General features: G+C 35.5%; 18 protein-coding genes and 2 pseudogenes. 17 read left to right on the top strand and 3 right to left on the bottom strand.

The annotated features are described in order from the left end of the window. Positions 1-122: 122 nt before the first annotated feature. The 12 genes from V179_RS0108795 (at position 123) to V179_RS0108735 (ending at position 11,708) form a co-directional block, all read left to right on the top strand. Positions 123-878, top strand: a complete 756-nt coding sequence (locus tag V179_RS0108795; protein ID WP_028391121.1) for an ABC transporter ATP-binding protein — start codon at positions 123-125, stop codon at positions 876-878. Then, complete coding sequence (locus V179_RS0108790; protein ID WP_028391120.1) at positions 879-2,810, top strand: ABC transporter permease; 1,932 nt, start codon at positions 879-881, stop codon at positions 2,808-2,810. It begins immediately after the preceding gene. A gap of 14 nt (positions 2,811-2,824) precedes the next feature. Then, positions 2,825-3,184: a YxeA family protein gene (locus V179_RS0108785; protein ID WP_028391119.1), complete on the top strand. Its 360-nt coding sequence runs from the start codon at positions 2,825-2,827 to the stop codon at positions 3,182-3,184. Between the two features lie 159 nt (positions 3,185-3,343). Continuing rightward, positions 3,344-4,054, top strand: coding sequence for a response regulator transcription factor (locus V179_RS0108780; RefSeq protein ID WP_028391118.1), 711 nt, complete (start codon positions 3,344-3,346; stop codon positions 4,052-4,054). 3 nt (positions 4,055-4,057) lie between these two features. Continuing rightward, positions 4,058-5,470 (top strand): sensor histidine kinase, encoded by a 1,413-nt coding sequence (locus tag V179_RS0108775; RefSeq protein ID WP_028391117.1) that lies wholly within the window; start codon positions 4,058-4,060, stop codon positions 5,468-5,470. Positions 5,471-5,810: 340 nt separating this feature from the next. Further along, a complete protein-coding gene (locus tag V179_RS0108770) occupies positions 5,811-6,776 on the top strand; it encodes a hypothetical protein (protein WP_028391116.1) in 966 nt (321 codons plus the stop codon). Positions 6,777-6,993: 217 nt separating this feature from the next. Next, on the top strand, positions 6,994-7,890 hold the full coding sequence (locus V179_RS0108765; RefSeq protein ID WP_028391115.1) for an RCC1 domain-containing protein: 897 nt from the start codon (positions 6,994-6,996) through the stop codon (positions 7,888-7,890). A 245-nt stretch (positions 7,891-8,135) separates the two neighbouring features. Next, a complete protein-coding gene (locus tag V179_RS0108760; RefSeq protein WP_028391114.1) occupies positions 8,136-8,597 on the top strand; it encodes a DinB family protein in 462 nt (153 codons plus the stop codon). 505 nt (positions 8,598-9,102) lie between these two features. Beyond that, on the top strand, positions 9,103-9,447 hold the full coding sequence (locus V179_RS0108755) for an Imm8 family immunity protein (protein WP_028391113.1): 345 nt from the start codon (positions 9,103-9,105) through the stop codon (positions 9,445-9,447). 193 nt (positions 9,448-9,640) lie between these two features. Continuing rightward, complete coding sequence (locus V179_RS0108750) at positions 9,641-10,171, top strand: SMI1/KNR4 family protein (protein ID WP_028391112.1); 531 nt, start codon at positions 9,641-9,643, stop codon at positions 10,169-10,171. A gap of 332 nt (positions 10,172-10,503) precedes the next feature. Next, positions 10,504-10,914 (top strand): hypothetical protein, encoded by a 411-nt coding sequence (locus tag V179_RS0108740; RefSeq protein WP_028391111.1) that lies wholly within the window; start codon positions 10,504-10,506, stop codon positions 10,912-10,914. A 125-nt stretch (positions 10,915-11,039) separates the two neighbouring features. Continuing rightward, positions 11,040-11,708: an HAD hydrolase-like protein gene (locus V179_RS0108735; protein WP_028391110.1), complete on the top strand. Its 669-nt coding sequence runs from the start codon at positions 11,040-11,042 to the stop codon at positions 11,706-11,708. Between the two features lie 238 nt (positions 11,709-11,946). Here the strand turns inward: V179_RS0108735 and V179_RS0108730 are convergent, their stop codons facing one another. Both V179_RS0108730 and V179_RS0108725 read right to left on the bottom strand, forming a co-directional pair. Next, on the bottom strand, positions 11,947-12,657 hold the full coding sequence (locus V179_RS0108730) for a hypothetical protein (RefSeq protein ID WP_028391109.1): 711 nt from the start codon (positions 12,655-12,657) through the stop codon (positions 11,947-11,949). Positions 12,658-13,042: 385 nt separating this feature from the next. Continuing rightward, positions 13,043-13,960: an AraC family transcriptional regulator gene (locus V179_RS0108725; protein WP_028391108.1), complete on the bottom strand. Its 918-nt coding sequence runs from the start codon at positions 13,958-13,960 to the stop codon at positions 13,043-13,045. A 194-nt stretch (positions 13,961-14,154) separates the two neighbouring features. Here V179_RS0108725 and V179_RS27545 point away from each other — a divergent pair. Further along, positions 14,155-15,087: pseudogene (locus tag V179_RS27545) on the top strand (aldo/keto reductase). 33 nt (positions 15,088-15,120) lie between these two features. Next, the gene (locus V179_RS0108715; protein ID WP_028391107.1) at positions 15,121-15,972 is read left to right on the top strand and encodes an aldo/keto reductase; all 852 of its coding nucleotides are present in this window, start codon (positions 15,121-15,123) and stop codon (positions 15,970-15,972) included. 119 nt (positions 15,973-16,091) lie between these two features. On the opposite strand, the gene V179_RS0108710 is transcribed toward V179_RS0108715, so the two are convergent. Continuing rightward, entirely contained in the window at positions 16,092-16,736 is a 645-nt protein-coding gene (locus tag V179_RS0108710) for a YczE/YyaS/YitT family protein (RefSeq protein WP_028391106.1), read from the bottom strand. 112 nt (positions 16,737-16,848) lie between these two features. Between V179_RS0108710 and V179_RS0108705 the strand changes: the two genes are divergently transcribed. The 3 genes and pseudogenes from V179_RS0108705 to V179_RS29910 form a co-directional block, all read left to right on the top strand. Next, positions 16,849-17,301, top strand: coding sequence for a MarR family winged helix-turn-helix transcriptional regulator (locus V179_RS0108705; RefSeq protein WP_028391105.1), 453 nt, complete (start codon positions 16,849-16,851; stop codon positions 17,299-17,301). A 26-nt stretch (positions 17,302-17,327) separates the two neighbouring features. Next, positions 17,328-17,846 carry a GNAT family N-acetyltransferase gene (locus V179_RS0108700; protein WP_028391104.1) on the top strand — a complete coding sequence of 173 codons (519 nt, stop codon included), beginning with the start codon at positions 17,328-17,330 and terminating at the stop codon, positions 17,844-17,846. A 29-nt stretch (positions 17,847-17,875) separates the two neighbouring features. Next, positions 17,876-18,176, top strand: a pseudogene (locus V179_RS29910) (FMN-binding negative transcriptional regulator); the annotation flags it as partial. Positions 18,177-18,347 lie beyond the last annotated feature (171 nt).

Genomic DNA, 18,347 nt, shown 5'->3' with positions numbered 1-18,347 from the left:
AACAGCAGTTACCATGAAGGTATTTGCTGTTATTTTTTAAGGTTTATGTAAGGTTTAGATTAAAATAGTGTAAGGATCAGTCAGTATAATCTGATTTGTAGTCATACAAGGAGGATATATCAATGCAAACAATCTTACGTGCGAAAAATGTTCAAAAAGTATTTGGAACTAAGGGAAATTTATATAAAGCGTTAGAGGATATTGATTTGGAAATTAAAGAAGGTGAATTTATTGGAATTATGGGACCTTCTGGGGCTGGTAAATCAACTTTGCTAAATATTTTGTCCACGATTGATACGCCTTCATCAGGAGAGATCATGATTGCCAATCAAAATATTGTCAGAATGAATGAGGAACAATTATCTGACTTCCGCCGAAATAAGCTTGGTTTTATTTTCCAAGACTATAACCTGCTTGATACGTTAACGGTAAAGGAAAATATTTTGCTTCCACTTGCGCTATCAAAAGTACCGGCAAATGAGATTGAAAAACGCGTGAATGAAATCGCCGATACATTTGGAATTCGGGAAATTCTAGATAAATACCCTTATCATATATCCGGAGGTCAGAAACAAAGAACAGCAGCATCACGAGCCATTGTCGCAAATCCAAGCTTAATCTTAGCAGACGAGCCAACAGGGGCACTAGATTCCAAATCGGCTACAAGTCTACTAGAAAGCTTAAACGCATTAAACGAACAGAATCAATCCACCATTATGATGGTCACTCATGATGCTTACGCTGCAAGCTTCTGTAAAAGGGTTTTATTTATTAAGGATGGTAGGACCTATACAGAAATTCATAAAAATCACCAATCTCGTCAGGAATTCTTTCAAAAGATCTTAGATGTCCTCGCTTCTCTTGGGGGTGGGCATTAAATGACGCTCTTTAGTATTGCTAGAAAAAATATTCGGCAAAATTTTACTAACTATTTTCTATATTTTGCTTCAATGATTTTCAATATCGTCATTTACTTTACCTTCGTTTCATTAAAATATAATGAAACCTTCCAAGCTACTTCTGATGCTTCACCTAAAATCAGCTCAGCTTTTAGTGGGGCAGCAGTTGTCTTAATGGTCTTTGTGGCTATTTTTATCTGGTATTCGAACTCATTCTTTACTAGGAAACGGAAAAAAGAAGTCGGTCTTTATTCTTTACTGGGTGTTCGTAAGAAACAAATTGGTCGCATGCTTTTCTACGAAAACTTTATTATGGGGATTTTAGCTCTGATTATCGGAATTCTACTCGGTTCCGTTTTATCGAAGTTTTTTGTATCGATTTTGATGGGTGTCATGGGCTTTGAGGCCATTGGAGATTTCACCATCTCATTAGCAGCCATTGTGAACACAATCATGGTATTCTCTCTTATAACCATCATTACGTCGTTTCAAGGATACCGATTAATTTATCGTTTTAAATTAATCGAATTATTCCAAGCCGATAAAGAAGGGGAACAAGAGCCTAAATCGTCGTTCATTATGGCGCTATTATCCGTTATATTAGTCGGAATCGGTTATTGGCTCGCACTTCAAAATTTAATGGAGTCAAATGCATGGAAAGAAATGGGCTTAATGGTAACGCCCCTTGTTATTTTAGCGACGGTCATTCTAGGGACATACTTCTTATTTAGTACATTAACCGTGTACTTATTAAAGATGTCTAGAAAGAATAAAAGGTCCTATTGGAAAGGGATTAACTTAATCGGAACATCCCAGCTCCTCTATCGCATAAAAGGGAATGCTCGTACGTTAACGATCATTGCTGTGCTAAGTGCGACAACATTAACTGCTGTTGGAACAGCCTACAGCTTGTATTACAACAATAGAAGTAATGTAGAACTCGCCAATCCAAATAGCATGATGTTTATTAATCAAGACAAGAACGTAACGAATCAAGTAAGAGATATTATTTCAAACAATAAAAATTATGACGTTATTTATCATAAGTCGATTCCAACACTGCAAATCAATGCAGATGTCACAACCTTAAAAAATAATTTGTTCAGTAATGAAATGATGTATACCGTAATTTCGGTTAATGACTTTAATACTCTAGCAAAAGTACAAAAAAGAACCGACAAGCTTTCCTTAATGGGAAATGAAGCAGCTGCACTGGATGCAGGGTACTATGAAGGATTGTCACCGAATTATATAGGTTCAACGATTTCTTTGAAGGTGAACGATCGCGTCGAGAATATTACATTTAAGAGTCTGAAAAAATATAATGTCCTCAATTATTATACAGCTAGTACAACCCTTGTGGTTAGTGATCAGTTGTTTACTCAATTAGGAAAAGAAACAAACAGTGTGAAAATGGAAGTTTACGAAATTACTAATGAAGATGAAGCTAAACAATTAACAAAAGATATACAATTGATTCTGCCAGACGAAGCAAGATTCTCAAGCTTTTATGCAGATTATTCTGCTGGAATGGAATCATCAGGCTTAATGATCTTTATGGGTGGATTCTTAGGATTAGTTTTCCTTGCTGCTACAGGAAGTATCATTTACTTTAAGCAACTAACAGAAGCAAATTCAGACAAGGGTCGTTATGAAATTCTACACAAAATCGGTGTCAACAAAAAAGAAGTAAAGAGATCCATTGCTAAACAAGTTTTATTTGTCTTTGCTCTGCCATTAATAGCAGGGATCGCTCATTGTTCCGTTGCCCTAACGGCTTTATCGAGATTAATGCAAACCAGCTTGGTTATTCCGGTTTTGATATGCATGGGCGTGTATACATGTATATACATCGTTTATTATTTCTTAACCGTGAATGCTTACTACAAAATTGTAACGAAATCAAAATAAAAAGGAGAATAATAATGAAGAAAGTAATCATATCGTGTACGGTTATAGCAGCTATTTTAATAGGAGGGTTAGTGTTTATTCAAGACGTAAACCTTAACAGATTAGGTGCCGATGAATACTATACCCGGATTGAAGGGCAAGGTAAGAAAATCGAAGACAAAGCAGACAATGGACAGAAATATGTCAGTTATGAATACGAATTACCTGCTTATGATCAAGAGGGCAAGAAAAAAACACTTACGTTTACTGCCACTAAACAACTCCGCGAAAAAGCTTATTTAAGTCTGTTCGTAAAGGATGGAAAAGGGGTTACATCATATCAGGAAGTTACAAAAGAAGAACTACCTGAAAAAGCAAAAGATAAATTAAAGTAAAGAATACTTCAGGGAAGAATCTTTTTGATTAAGGGTTCTTTTTTGAATTAAAGGAAGCTTTCTGATAGAAAAAGACACTTTTTAGCCTGATTTCAATCCGGGACTCAATTTCTATATAATGAAGGAATAGCTATAACAATTTTGGAGGTAGTAATTGGAATGTCGCTAACGAATAAAAAGGTTTTAATCATAGATGATGAAGAGGATATTTTAAGGCTTATTCAAACGGTATTAATGAAAGAAGGTATCGAAAATGTCATAACCGCCACTACAGCGAAAGATGGATTCAATCAATTTCAACAAAAACAACCTGATCTTGTGTTACTCGATATCATGCTGCCAGACGGGGAAGGCTATGATGTCTGTAAGCAAATAAGGAATATTTCTAATGTGCCGATTCTCTTTTTATCCGCAAAAGTAGAAGAAATTGACAGGATTTTAGGGTTCGCCTTTGGTGGGGATGATTATATTACAAAGCCCTTTAGCCCAAAGGAAGTAGCATATCGAGTAAAAGCACAATTACGAAGGGCCGATTTTTCACAGACAGAAAAAAAGATGGATTCCATTATTAAAGAAGGTCCCTTTGAGTTAAATGAACAAAAAGCAGAATTATCGAAGAACGGTGAAATCATAGAATTAAAACGAAAAGAGCTCGGATTAATGAAATATTTTCTTCAAAACCCTAATTTGGTCATTAGTAAAGAAAGTCTCTGTGATAGCGTCTGGGGAGAGGATTTTATCGGATATGATAATACGATCATGGTACATATCCGGAGATTGCGAGAAAAAATTGAAGAACAGCCTTCAAACCCCAAGTACCTAATGACTGTAAAAGGGTTAGGCTACAAGCTTGTCGTAAAGGGTGATTAGGAAATGAGATGGAGGTTAACAGGAAGATTTCTCCTATCTGTCGTTATAGTTGTCATCCTCGTTATTTTCATAAATATTCTCACCTTTTTGGCATTGTTTATTGCCCAATCTGCATTTAATGTACCGATTTTTCAAGACAGAGAAACCATTTCTGCAGAATCCTTTACAAGGCGTTTTCAGGAACATATTACGTTTTCAAATAATGAAATAGCCATTAGCAACCAAGGAAAAAAAGAACTTATCAAGCATGAAGCATGGTTCCAAATTTTAGACGAAAATGGAAAGGAGCTATACGGTTATAGGCTACCTGAAGGGATAAAGAAAAAGTACACACCTTTAGAAGTTGTCAATATTTACAAATATGTAGAGAAAGATATATATGCCACTGTTTTTGTGAGTGGTAAAAAGATCGATAACTACAATTATAGTTACTTAATTGGATTTGAAAATCCTTCTATTGAAAAAATCACATTATCCTATGACTCCCGTGACCTCTTACACAATTTTAAAATAGGGAGTATTCTTATATTACTCATAGATGGTCTTATTGCTTTATTAATCGGCTATTTATTTAGCAAACGACTTACAAAGCCACTTCATACATTAATTGATGGAATAAAAAGACTAGCAAATAAGGACTATAATATAAATTATGAACCTAAAGGAATCTATAAAGATGTTTTTTATAATGTCAATTATTTATCCAATCAGCTAACTGAAAACGAAAGGGAACGAAAGAAATTGGAACAAATGAAAGAGGAGTGGATCGGAAACATCTCCCATGATATGAAAACACCACTTGCCTCTATTCGAGGTTATGCGGAAATGATGAAGGACCCAGAATATCAATTTTCATTAGATGAAATGAGAGAATACGCAGAAATTATCGAAAGAAAGTCGCTATATATGAAGGATGTATTAGAAGATTTAAACTTAACAATGAGATTGAAAAATAAAGAACTAACTTTAAACAAAAAAACGATTAACATTGTAACGCTATTACGGAATATTGTGATCGATATTTTAAATGATGCCAGATACTCCAATCGAAATATAGAATTTCAGGTACACCAAGAAATGATCCGAGAGTATGTTGATGAAATTCTGGTACGAAGAGCACTAACGAATTTAATATATAATGCAATCGTCCATAATGACAGCAAAGTGAAAATAGTTGTGAGTGTTAAAAAGAAAGACCGAACACATATTACGATAAAAGATGATGGCAAAGGGATAAAGAAAGAAGAACTCAATCGAATTTTTGATCGCTATTATCGAGGAACGAATACCGGAGAGTCCCACAAAGGTTCTGGACTTGGAATGGCCATAGCCAACGATATCATTCGGGCACATGATGGGGAGATTAGAATTGATAGTGTGGTTGGTCATGGGACAACGATTGAAATTCAATTTTAAAGACCTCTAGTAAAATTAATGTAAATATCAATATTGTAAGATTTACCTGCACCAATTTGTTTTTTCAAAAACGAACAATGATTTAAATCCCTGATTTCTCCTCTTAGCGTAGAAAAATCAGGGTTTCCCTTCCCAAAAATGTCTTAACGTATAATATTCGCGTTTTGTCGGCAGGACCCCTAAAAATTCAGTTTACACTGAACTACTTAATTAAGTTAGTCCTTTTACAACTAAACACCCCGTTAGATAATCCAAAGGGGTAAAAAGTCCATTAACTCATCAGCTGATAACAAGAATATATGAAAGAACAATACATGAAGATACATAAATAGAAGAGTGGATGAAGTTCAGAGAAAAGGTGTTTGTAATCACTCTTTTCTCTGCTCACCAGAGACAAAACTTACTGATGCTAGTTGTTGCTATACTCATTGATTATTGGGAATTGAATCGAGTACGGGAGCATATTCCGAAACTTGAAGATGAAAAAACCATTAATCCTGTAACCGAATTGTGGAACCTGATCAAATCTCTAATAAAGGATAGACGGCGATTAGGCAATTTACTGTATTTTTATCGTGAACGAAGAGACCTTGGTTTTACAATAATACATGGAAATACAGAAGCAAAGAATCGTTTACCTGCATTAATGACAAACATTCAGAAGTATTATCAAGCGGTTACTCTAATTGCAGCAATAGTCTTGTTCGCACTTATTCTAGTCAATTGGGAAAGGTCATATGGCGGCCAGGAAGCTTGTTTTGCTTGTTTATTTGACAGTCTGCAAAACTGGTGGATCGGACTATCTGGATGGGAGAAGGGAATAATTATTGCCGGGGCATTTGCCGTATCTGTCCCTTTTCTTGGGTTTTGGTCTGCTTTTGGAGCTGTTTCAGCCGGGGTTAGATTTGCAGCCAGTGGTCATCAAACAGCTGATATGATACGGAATCCCAGAAAATTACTTACACCTGAATATGCAGCGGCAACTATCTTTACTTTGGGGATAAGTGGTTTTCCATTCGGTAAGATTGCTGCAGCAAAAGTATTAAAAACTGCAAAAGGATTAACAAGGCATGAAATAACGACTGCCGGAGGGCTAACTTATCGAACAATGCACGGAGGTAATGGAGAACTACGATCTGTTTTCGCAAAAATCGAACGGCATCATATTAAAACGGGAACAAGCACAAATGATGCTTCTAGGGATTTTGCAAGAGCACTTGGAAAACAGAAAGACGATGTTGGTCATGGAATTGGTTCCAAACTTGGTGGTCTTGGTTCAATTATATGGACACATAAAAGAACGTAATTTATTTGCATGTCTTGTGATGATGCTGTGCTTCAATAGAGTAAGGGCGCTTTTATTATTCAACAATCGGGCCAGATAATGGAATAAACTAGAAGGACGGTTAGAAATGATTCCTTTATCACACAACCATACAGTTGCTTACGTTTGACGAGTAATCGTAAAGTTACATATACTTGTCAGATAACTGCAGGATTGCTTATATTCGAGGAGGTAAAACGTGGATTACATTTCACTGAAAGAAGTGGTGCTAAAGGTGAAACGGTGGCCTAAAGATACCATAGCGGCGGGTCGTCGTCATACCGTTGGGCTTAAATCTGACGGAACGTTGTCGGCTGTGGGTGATAATAAATATGGCCAATGTGATGTAAACGGCTGGAGCGATATTGTGGCGGTCACGGCGGGTAATGTTCATATGGCAACGAACACGGGTAATGCTCATACAGTCGGTCTTAAATCTGATAGTACTGTGGTGGCTGTGGGTTGGAATAAGCATGACCAATGCGATGTAAACGACTGGCACGATATTGTAGCAGTTGCGGCGGGTTGGCGTCGTACCATTGGGCTTAAATCGGATGGCACGGTGGTTGCATTTGGCCGAAATAATGAAGGTGAATGTGATGTAAGCGGCTGGCATGATATTGTGGCGATCGCGGCGGGTGACTGGCATACCATCGGTCTTAAATTGGACGGAACGGTAACGGCTGTGGGTAATAATCGGTATCGCCAATGCAATGTAAGCAGCTGGTGCGATATTGTGGCGGTCGCGGCTGGCTATCTTCATACCATCGGTCTTAAATCGGACGGTACAGTGTCGGCTGTGGGTTTGAATAAACATCACCAATGCGATGTAAGCGACTGGCGCAATATTGTGGCGATAGCAGTGGGGAGTAATCATACCATCGGCCTTAAATCGGACGGTACAGTGTCGGCTATGGGCTGGAATGAGTATGGCCAATGTAATGTAAGTGATTGGCGCGATATTGTGGCGATCGCGGCGGGTTGTACTCATACAGTCGGTCTTAAATCGGATGGCACGGTGGTGGCTGTGGGTGATAATGAATATGGCCAATGCGATGTAAGCGGCTGGTGCAGCATCCAACTGCCCGGCAATTAGTTTCTAATAACAACAAACCAGAGAATCACTGAACGAGTTAATGAGCATTGCTTCAGAAAAAAGGCTATTCCATTAAAGGGAGCATTTTTGTAAAAAGGATCAGCGCTAATTTTCATTTAAGGGCCAGATTATGGAACAAGCTTTTTGAACAGGGATGATTCGTATGAGAGGATTGCTTAATAAAGGAATTTTAAGGATGGTAACTGAATATTGGTTTTATAAAGAAATTTAGGGGGAGTAGAAATATGCAAAAGGTAGTTGAGGGAATTAATCATTGGATAAAAAGATTACCAGAAGAGTACAACTCTATGTCTGAAAAAGAAATTTCTAATCGACCATTACCAAATAAATGGTCTAAAAAAGAGATTTTAGGACATCTATGTGACTCTGCGATAAATAATATTGAAAGGTTTATAAAAATACAATATGAAGAACCCGTGTATGTTGTTCAATCGTATAATCAAGACCAATGGGTAATGGTTCATAATTATCAAGATAGACCACTTGATGAAATAGTGAACCTTTTTCAGACATTAAATAAGCAAATTGTTAATATTGTTAAGAATATTCCTAACGAAAAGCTATCCAACCTTTGTGACATTGGAAATAATCAACATAAGACACTAGAGTGGCTTATACAAGATTATATTGAGCATATGGAACATCATATTCACAATCAAATCTTAATTAAAAATTACGACTTATAATTTAGTTCTTATTCAAGTAAAGGGCGCAATTCTTGAAGAGGTATTGTGTCTTTTTCAGTAATCGGGCCAGATTGTGGAATAATACCCGTCTATTAAATTGGATATTTATGTTAAAATATAAATGACATTTTATATTATTGTAGGAACATGAATGCGAATTTCACTTTTAGGAATTTCCATTTCACTTTTTGGAATAGCACTTATACTAACATCAAGCGGTTCAGCAACTTCATTTGGACTTTTGGTTTCATTTTTAGGCTTAGTAGTTTCTCTTACTTCTTGTTTTTTAAAAGAATGAGCTAAATTCTTACTTTACTTCACTAAAGGGCGCTTTGATTCAACAGCGTGACCACCAATTTGATGGTCTTTTCAATGTACGAAAATATACAAAATCATACATTCGAAAAGAACCCTTCTTCAACTAATAGACAGTTTAGTGGAAGAAGGAATTTCAAGAAGACCTCTCTAATATTAGTAGAAAATAAAAAAAAGGGGGCTAAAAAATATGATTACACCAGTATTATCTGGAACACATATTATGCACAGTGACTGGTGTAACGAACCAGATGACTTTTATATTTGTTTAGATGTCTTCATTGGTGAACAGGGCGAGAAAAATTCACATTCGTTCGAAGTTTTCAGAATTGAAATCATAAGTCCTAAAAGATTGGTTAAAAAATTAAGTGATACAATAGAAATAGAACTTGGTCGGGGCTGTTTTATTACAAGTGATTATAGCCTTCCCAGAATTGAAGGCAAGATTGAACAACTACTTAGGTTTTGTAAAAGGGAAATTTGGGATGATGTAATTCACGCAATAAGCAGGTATATGATTTATGCGGATGAGTAATACCTAATCGATTCTTGTTGAACTAACGGGTGCGATAGCGCCATAAAAAGGCTGCCAAATGACGGCCTTTTTCGAATGTATGATTCTATCTAAAATCATACATTCAAAAAAACCTTCTTCAACGAACTGGCAGGTTAGTTGAAGAAGGAAATCGGTTTATAATTAAATTATCCATTGACCGGGAGGGGACAATTTGATACCGATAAGACCTAATAATAAAAAACTTAATAATAAAGAATTAGCAGAATTGGAAGATGTTATTGGATATAAATTACCACAAGACTATATTGATTTTTTAATGGAATACAATGGAGGAGACCACGAAAACAATATAATTGAACTTCCAAATGGAGAAATTCTTTCAATTTCAATATCCGATTTTTTTGGAATAGGTATAGAGAAAATTAATGATTTAAAGGAGAATTTCAAAGTTTTCAAAGAAAGAATACCAAAAGGTTACATACCTATTGCTAGAACAGAAGGCGGTAATTTGGTCTGTTTAGATGGTGACAACGGGCATTTATTCCTTTGGGACCACGAAAATGAATGTCAAAATGATTATATTGAAAATAAAAACCTCCTACCTATTGCTAATCATTTCGAGGACTTCCTTAAAATGATTAAATCCTATTCTGGCGAAGATTTGGAAGGCTACGAAGTAGAGGAAGTATGGGTTGACCCTGATTTTTTAGCCGAAATGAAAAAAAATGGTTTATTGAAGTAAAGGGTGATTTAGTGTAAGAAGAATTTGCATAAAACACCCCTTTTGTATGCAGCTACAAGGCTTCTTCAGAAGCCGAAAATGTTGATTCAGCAACGATGTATAAAATCATGTATAAACGATAAAAATGAACCATTCGGAACCCCTTGAGCACCAAGGGGTTTGTTTGTTGGTTACTTCCTGTAATTGTGATTATGTTAACTAGATTTGTATATCATATACATTCCTCGACTCTCCCAAGGAAAAGAATGTTACAGTTAGAAAGAAGATAGGTTGAAAGACATCCAGGTCCAGAAAATAGAGAAAGATAGCATGGGAAAAGGAGTAGAAGATAGATGGATGATAAATGTTACATTACATTTGGATCTCAAATGGGTGACCGATATTCCGCAGAGGCTGAACAACCACATCTCATTGAACTAAGGTTATTATTAGAGAAGCATTGTAATAAAATATATTCACCACAGCTAGATGAATTTGCACCTATTTTGAGAGTGGATGGAGACATTTGGTTTTTTGAGTTTGAAGGTTGTGAAAAATTAAGATTATATAAGAAACAAAGATATATTACTGTAGATATCGGAATGCCAAAAAGTAAGTGGCAAAATAAATCATCCATTGAGATAAAAAAGTATCTAATCGATTCTTTAGTAGAAGCATTAAACTTATTTGTAAAAAGAATAAAAAAAGGATCTCCAATCGAAGATCCTTTTGTTATTGCCGATAAGAGTCTTTATGTAAACTAGATTTGTATAAATTATTCATTTGATACTTAAAGAAAAGAATTGATAAAAAGGTGAAAAATAGACTTATATCGAATATGTAATTAACTTTGAAAGTAATCAGTCATTTTAAAAGGGAGAGAAAAATAATGTCTCAATCACTAATCTTTGATATGGATGGAACGCTATTTCAGACAGATAAAATATTAGAATTATCACTTGATGATACTTTTAACCATTTACGGTCACTAAATAAATGGGATACAGTAACCCCTATTGATAAATACCGTGAAATTATGGGTGTACCTTTACCAAAAGTATGGGAAACTTTGTTACCTAATCATTCCATAGAAGTAAGAGAACAAACAGATTCTTATTTTTTGGAAAGATTAGTTGAAAATATAAAAAGTGGGAAAGGTGCTTTATATCCCAATGTAAAGGAAGTCTTCAATAATTTAAAAGAGAATAATTGTTCAATATACATAGCAAGTAATGGTTTAACGGAATATTTAAAAGCAATTGTGAGTTATTATAATTTGGATAATTGGGTTACTGAAACATTTAGTATCCAACAAATTGAATCGTTGAATAAATCAGACTTAGTTCAGAGTATTATAAAAAAATATGACATTACCAATGGAGTAGTAGTTGGAGATCGCCTATCAGATATAAATGCAGCTAAAGATAATGGTTTAGTTTCAATAGGGTGTAATTTTGATTTTGCACAAGAAGATGAACTTTCTCAGGCTGATATGGTAATTGATGACTTAATTGAACTACAAACAATATTACCTAAATTAAATAAAATAGCTTATTGAACAGGGGGCTTTTCTTAACATCTGTGGATTCTATACCTTACATATCAATCTTCCAGAATAGGGCGTGATTCTTCAATAAAGAAGATCGCTTTTTTCCGTTATAGGGCCATTTAATTGAAGAAAAGATAAGCAACAACTTTCCTTTCTATAAAAATGTTTTACTAAACGAAAATAAGAAAAACCGGGCAAAGCCACCTGGTTTTTCTAGTTGTAAGTTCTATTTGTGGAAAATGTACATTTATTTGTTATTCTCTAAAATACTGCGAATTTTATCTGAATAAGTTCTGTCTAAAGAAGCAAAGGTATATTTGAAATTGGACATACTGGCTTTTTTTGGAACACCCATGTCAACCCATTGCCGGTCGAGTTTTGCAAGAATAAACCGGAAGTCTGCTTCATCATTATCATCTTCATTGAAAATAATTGGACTTACTCCGTTATCTCCCAAATCAATTTTTGTATTGCCTTTTAATTCTATGATGTAATAAAAGTCACCTTTTGAGGGACCAAAGAATTGTTTTTTTCCATAAATGCCTGTGGTAATGTTAGTAATATTATTGAAGCTGTATTGCTTTCCTTGAGGTACTAGGAAAGAATGGTTAATAATTTTATTTTTAGTAACAACCGCCACATCCGTGACAATAGCATAAAACAACATAATGTTAACTATGCAGAAAATGGGAAATACTGTTCTGCGATGTTTTTTAAAAAATACAGAAAACCATTTTCTTAAATCTTTATTAAGAAGAAGGAAAAGGCTAAACATTAGGTAAAACTCATATAAAAAAATAAACTTTGATGCGGGAGATTTAAAAATCCACAAAAGGGAATTATCAGGAACAAATAATTTTTCTTGAATAAATGAAATGAATGCCACAATGGCTAGGAATAAAATAAGCACAGCAATTATACCGAATAAGCCCAATAAGATTGATTTTAACGCTTTCAATAAATACGGCCCCCAACTTGTCCATTTGTTTGATAAGGTACTGCATTTAATATTATAGTGTAAATTATGGGCTTTGTAGATGGGAATCAGAGATTTTCATTTCTTTTTAATCAAACTTTATCCAAAGCGACATAAGAGTTGTATGGAGATATCGGGTACTGTTCCTTAGCAGATTATAGAGATAACATATACGGTCAGTTTTGTTTATAGTTGTGTGTTCTATTATCCAATACCTGTTGGAATTGATGCTTTAAGTAAAAGACTTCTGTTTTTTGTTGAGGAAGATTATAAAAAGGTGCATTAATCCGGGAGTGGATTAATGCACCTTTTTATATTATTTAAAGTGTAACTGCCACTATAATTTAGTACATAGAATGAACCCCCGTCAAGCTTTTACCCTTTGGTCATATTGCTCTCTCAGGCGCTTTATATCTTCTTTTGGTGGTAGACCAAACATGCGCGAATATTCACGGCTGAATTGTGATGGACTTTCATAACCTACCCGGAATGCAACATCTGCTGCATCTGCTGATTTGGATAATAACAGGCTTCGGGCTTCTTGAAGTCTCAGTTGTTTTTGGAATTGAATTGGACTCATCGCGGTTACCTCTTTAAAGTGCCGATGAAGTGAAGAAACACTCATATTTACTATTTCCGCAAGTTCCTCAATCTTAAAAGACTTTTCATAGTTGTTCATGATATGTTCAATCACATCACTGATTTGATGGGTAGAACTTCCTTTTATTGCTATTTGTTTCAGCATCCCCCCATGTTCTACTTGCAGAACCCTATAGATGATTTCTTTTACGATTAGAGGAGCAAGTACCTTGATGTCTTCCGGAGTATCTAGCAAACGAGCTAATCTTGTTACCGGCTCTAGCAAAGATGGCTCTATTTTGCTGACATACATACCTCGTTTAGCATTTTCCTTCTTGTCATCTCCCATTTGGAATTCACGTAACACCTCTAATATTTCACTCGTTGTGAATTCCAGTTTGAGAGCCAGATAAGGAACTTCGGGAGAGGCTTCAGTAACTTGTCCGGCAATTGGCAAGTTAACAGATGCAACAAGGTAATTGGCAGGACCGTATACATAGCTCTCCTGTGCCAGTAATACCTCCTTCCTACCTTGAACGATAATGCATAATGAAGGCTTGTAAACTCCGTAATTTGGACCTGTAATATCAGAGAAACGAGAGAAAGATAAAGAAGGAATAGTAGTAGCATAAGAACCGTCCTTGCCTGTGTAACTCTCAATAAGTTGGGTGAGTTCAGCTCGCTGTTTATCGATTTGTTCGGACATAAAAACCTCCTAGTGTCCTTATTTTTAGTTCCATATTAATACATATTCCCCCAGAATGTAAGTAATGTGAGAGGATTAGGCAATATTTTGGTAGGATTAGTATAAGGGTTTCTTATTTTTTATTGCATAATAAGGGAGTCACAGTTTTTTATTCTTACATCTCCACAATAGGTTAAGGAGTTGAATCTTTTTCTATCGGCCTTGGGTGCATGGGTATGAGCTATGGTTACGGTCCTGCTTCGGACAAGAAAGAGATGATTTCGCTGATCCATGAGGCAATTGACCGGGGTTTACTTTCTTCTGCCGAGGTATATGGTCCATATGTCAATGATGAATTGGTAGGAGAAGCTCTTGCTCCATTCAAGGGAAAAGTGGCTATCGCTACAAAATTTGGTGTCCAAATGGAAAATGGCAAACAGGTTCTTGACAGTAAACCGGAGCGTATTAGGCAATCAATTGAAGGCTCACTTAAACGGCTTCGGGTTGACACCATTGATCTTTACTATCAGCATCGGGTGGACCCAAGTGTTCCGATTGAGGAGGTAGCCGGAGTAATACAAGACTTAATCAAGGAAGGTAAGATTAAGCATTTGGGACTTTCTGAAGCAGGGGTGGAAATGATTCGCCGTGCACACTCTGTTCATCCACTCACTGCGATTCAAAGTGAATACTCAATGATGTGGAGAAGTCCTGAGAAAGAACTACTGCCTACCCTTGAACAGTCTGGAAACGGCTTTGTTCCTTTCAGTCCGTTGGGCGAGGGATTCCTTACTGGAACAATTAATAAAGATGCAACGTTCGGTAGCATTGATTTCCGTAGTGTTGTTCCTCGCTTTAAACCTGAGAATATCGAAGCAAATCAGGTATAGGTCGACCTGGTAAAAAAGATTGCTGTAGGTAAAGACGCGACCCCCGCTCAAATTGCACTTGCATGGGTGCTTGTTCAGAAGCCTTGGATTGTTCCGATTCCAGGTACGCGGAAACTGGATCGCCTCGAAGAAAATCTTGGGGCAGCTGATATTGAACTGAGCCCTAAGGAACTCAATGACTTGAATGATGCCTTATCGAAAATTGAGATTTCGGGAGATCGATATCCGGCGGAATACGCAAAAAGGGTAGGTAAATAACAGATATTCCAGATAAAAACAGGAGGATATTATATGCAAAAAGTCACTTTAAATAATGGTGTTGAGATGCCTATTCTAGGTTTTGGGGTTTTTCAAATTCAAGATGAAAATGAATGTGAACAAGCTGTTTATGACGCTATTATGGCAGGATATCGTCTGATCGATACTGCTGCCTCTTACCTAAATGAAGAAGCAGTCGGCAGAGCAATCAAGCGGAGTGGTGTACCTAGAGAAGAATTGTTTATTACCACAAAACTTTGGGTTCAGGATGCTGGTTATGAGAGCACAAAGAAGGCATTCGCAAAATCACTGGAAAGGCTGCAATTGGATTATTTGGACTTGTATTTGATTCATCAGCCATTTGGTGATGTATACGGTTCTTGGTGTGCCATGGAGGAATTGTATCGTGAAGGAAAAATCAAGGCTATCGGTGTGAGTAACTTCCATCCAGATCGCCTGATTGATTTAAACATTCATAATGAAGTTGTTCCTGCGGTTAACCAGGTTGAAACACATGTTTTCAACCAACAAATAGAAAGTGCTCAATTCATGTTAGAGAACAATGTTCAGATAGAGTCTTGGGGACCATTTGCTGAAGGAAAAAATAACATGTTCCAGAACGAAATTCTGGTGTCCATAGCCGAAAAGTATAATAAATCCGTTGCTCAGGTGGCTTTACGTTGGCTGACACAAAGAGGAGTTGTTGCGATTCCAAAGTCTGTCCGTAAAGAAAGAATCATTGAAAATTTCAATATCTTTGACTTTGAATTAAGCCAAGAGGATATGGACCAAATCGCCACGTTAGATACGAAAGAGAGCTTATTCTTTTCCCATAGGGATCCTGAAATGGTGAAGTGGATCGGTACACGTAAACTTGATATTTAATGCTTTGATTCCATCTGAACAAGAAAAGTCGATTTCCTTCCAGGAACATCGGCTTGTTTTCTCGTAATACAATTAGTTTATTAAGGGAGGTTAGTTGAACAAGAAAAATAAAAAGCATTCTATATTGAATGCTTTTTATTTTTATCATAATTTGATGATGAGCTAGAGTGTGTTAATATGCGGTCTAATGTTTTTCCGGTAAATGGCATAAAGGAATTAAGTATTAGCCCCCCTAAACAAACGGTTAATAAAGTTCCAACACCAATTGGTCCATTAAAAATCATTGCCACTATCAAGAATACGAGGTAAATGAATGTTCTCGAAAAAAAAATATTTGTTCTAGTTAATTCTTGTATAATTAATGTTAATCGGTCAACTGGAATCGGTGCAAAATTTGTGTGTAAATATGTTGCAGTTCCTAATCCCATAACAACTAAGCCGATTCCAAAACAAACTACTTTGCTATACCATAGTTCGGGTGTTATCAAATTGTGCAATAGAAAAAGCCACATATCAATACCAATCCCCGTTATAAATGCTGTTAACAACCCCAAAACCTCTGGTCTTTGTCTTTTTAAAAGTGAATTACAACATATCAATATTAAAGCTATTATTACTTCCCAACTACCCACAGTAAGCCCCACATTTATGGACAGTCCTACTAAAAGTGCATCAAAAGGTGAAGTTCCAAGGTCTGATTGTATAGTGAAAGAAATACCAAGGGTTAATATTAAAATTCCTAATACAAAAAAAACATATTTCACTTTACTCGACCTCTTTTCATTTTTTGTTGCAAACGCAACAAAGTTAGATTAAATTTAATATATTGCCTTTTTGTTGCATTTGCAACAAAAATATGTTCTAAGGAGTTAAGCTATGAAGGGAATTCTTCGTGAAATTGGAATGATAGCAAGAGCATTAGATTCTATAAGTAATATAGAATTTAAAGAATATGACCTTAAAAAAGGGCAGTATTTGTACCTTGTGCGGATATGTGAAAACCCAGGAATCATTCAAGAAAAGTTAGCTGAGATGATAAAAGTAGATCGTACAACAGCAGCCCGTGCTATAAAAAAACTTGAAATTAATGGCTTTATCGAAAAGAAAGATGATGAACATAACAAAAAAATAAAAAAACTCTTTCCAACAGAAAAAGGGAAAAATGTTTTTCCTATTATAAAAAGAGAAAATGATCATTCGAATAGTATCGCAATAGCGGGATTTTCCGAAAGAGAAGCAGAAACCATTTTTCATCTTCTTCAAAGAGTTAGAAAAAATATAGAAATTGACTGGGAATTTGTAAAAAAGGGAAACAAAAGAAATTATTAATTTTTTTAAAGGGGCTGTAAATTAAAATGACTGTAAAAATAAAAAAGTGCAACAGTGATGATTTACAAATACTCCAAGAAATAAGTATTGAAACATTTAACGATACATTTAAAAATCAGAATTCACCTGAAAATATGAAAGCCTATTTGGAAAGAGCATTTAACTCTAATCAGTTAGAAAAGGAATTATCCAATATCTCTTCGGAATTCTTTTTCATCTGTTTCAATAAAGAACTTGCTGGATATTTAAAGGTAAATATTAATGATGCCCAATCCGAAAAAATGGGTGATGAGTCACTCGAAATTGAGAGGATTTATATAAGATACAAATTTCAAAGAAAAGGGTTTGGAAAATATCTAATAAACAAAGCGATGGAAATAGCCTTAAGACAAAACAAAAAGATTATCTGGCTAGGAGTGTGGGAAAAGAATAAGAACGCAATTGACTTTTATAAAAAAATAGGTTTTGTCCAAACTGAAGCTCACTCTTTTTATTTGGGTGATGAAGAACAAATTGATGTTATTATGTCCAAAACACTGGTATAACTTTAGGGTAAAAGAGGGTTACTAAGTTTATTCCTAAATACTATATAGTCACCGATTTTAATTTATTCAAATAAACTCTTTTGGTACGCTTGTGACAATAAAACAAGGAACACTAATTACCACTCATTTACCTTTAGATTTAAATAAAAAAAGCGATGATTATTATGTTACTGGGCATATGGCATATGGGAACCCTCAGTGGAGAACATTTGAAAACTGTAGATATGTGCTTGTTATGTTTCATAGACCGAATCCTTATATTTCTTCTTCCTAGTTTCGCACGAAAATGTTCCGACTTGGAATTATCAAGCTATCCAGATGTATGGAAAAGAGATAAAAAATCACATATAAGTCCACATTTATTCAACTCTTGATGCAAGAATTAAAGAACAGGACGGAGCTGTCATATTGGCAGCTTTTTTCCTTTTCAATCTTCAACAAAACGGGCGCTTTTCTGAAACAAGGAAAAGCGCATATATACATTAATAAAAGATTGCCTAT

It is taken from the genome of Bacillus cihuensis (assembly GCF_000504145.1).
GTDB lineage: Bacteria > Bacillota > Bacilli > Bacillales > DSM-1321 > Peribacillus > Peribacillus huizhouensis.
The sequence above is the reverse complement of the archived record's forward strand: the minus strand, read 5'-3'. Positions and strand labels throughout refer to the sequence as shown.

Bases quoted from the DNA above. Each gene is read 5' to 3' on its own strand.
- V179_RS0108770 (WP_028391116.1), top strand. From the start codon at position 5,811: ATGAAGTTCAGAGAAAAGGTGTTTGTAATCACTCTTTTCTCTGCTCAC.
- V179_RS0108785 (WP_028391119.1), top strand. From the start codon at position 2,825: ATGAAGAAAGTAATCATATCGTGTACGGTTATAGCAGCTATTTTAATA.
- V179_RS0108740 (WP_028391111.1), top strand. From the start codon at position 10,504: ATGGATGATAAATGTTACATTACATTTGGATCTCAAATGGGTGACCGA.
- V179_RS0108700 (WP_028391104.1), top strand. From the start codon at position 17,328: ATGACTGTAAAAATAAAAAAGTGCAACAGTGATGATTTACAAATACTC.
- V179_RS0108780 (WP_028391118.1), top strand. From the start codon at position 3,344: ATGTCGCTAACGAATAAAAAGGTTTTAATCATAGATGATGAAGAGGAT.
- V179_RS0108715 (WP_028391107.1), top strand. From the start codon at position 15,121: ATGCAAAAAGTCACTTTAAATAATGGTGTTGAGATGCCTATTCTAGGT.
- V179_RS0108725 (WP_028391108.1), bottom strand. From the start codon at position 13,960: ATGTCCGAACAAATCGATAAACAGCGAGCTGAACTCACCCAACTTATT.
- V179_RS0108775 (WP_028391117.1), top strand. From the start codon at position 4,058: ATGAGATGGAGGTTAACAGGAAGATTTCTCCTATCTGTCGTTATAGTT.
- V179_RS0108790 (WP_028391120.1), top strand. From the start codon at position 879: ATGACGCTCTTTAGTATTGCTAGAAAAAATATTCGGCAAAATTTTACT.
- V179_RS0108795 (WP_028391121.1), top strand. From the start codon at position 123: ATGCAAACAATCTTACGTGCGAAAAATGTTCAAAAAGTATTTGGAACT.
- V179_RS0108755 (WP_028391113.1), top strand. From the start codon at position 9,103: ATGATTACACCAGTATTATCTGGAACACATATTATGCACAGTGACTGG.
- V179_RS0108705 (WP_028391105.1), top strand. From the start codon at position 16,849: ATGAAGGGAATTCTTCGTGAAATTGGAATGATAGCAAGAGCATTAGAT.
- V179_RS0108735 (WP_028391110.1), top strand. From the start codon at position 11,040: ATGTCTCAATCACTAATCTTTGATATGGATGGAACGCTATTTCAGACA.
- V179_RS0108760 (WP_028391114.1), top strand. From the start codon at position 8,136: ATGCAAAAGGTAGTTGAGGGAATTAATCATTGGATAAAAAGATTACCA.